The following is a 239-nucleotide window of genomic DNA, read 5'->3' as shown; positions in this document are numbered from 1 at the left end:
CCCGACCTCTGTTCTTACCCGTTTATGGGTTCGGACCCGAATCGGTCTTGCTCGATGATTAGATGCTGGAGGTTGGATTGAAGGATCCCGTTAATCACGGGATCATGATAACCATCTCCTCCCATAACCCTAACCCTAACTATCACCCATAAGACCAACCCGGTGAGCGCTGTGACGGCTGCAACCCTTGGAAAGAGAGAAAGAACCAGAGAGGAGAGGAGGAGAGGAAGGAAAGGGAA

At 51.5% G+C, this 239-nt stretch carries 1 protein-coding gene; it reads right to left on the bottom strand.

Annotation, left to right across the window (positions count from 1 at the left end; translation table 11 throughout):
• Positions 1-14 precede the first annotated feature (14 nt).
• Positions 15-239 (bottom strand): hypothetical protein (locus tag GJQ66_RS15070; RefSeq protein WP_230379694.1); only part of this gene is annotated, 225 nt, incomplete at its 5' end.

The sequence above is a fragment of the Microbacterium sp. ZXX196 genome, from assembly GCF_009709595.1.
In the GTDB taxonomy this organism is placed as follows: domain Bacteria; phylum Actinomycetota; class Actinomycetes; order Actinomycetales; family Microbacteriaceae; genus Microbacterium; species Microbacterium excoecariae.
This window is presented reverse-complemented; position numbering and strand designations above follow the sequence as displayed.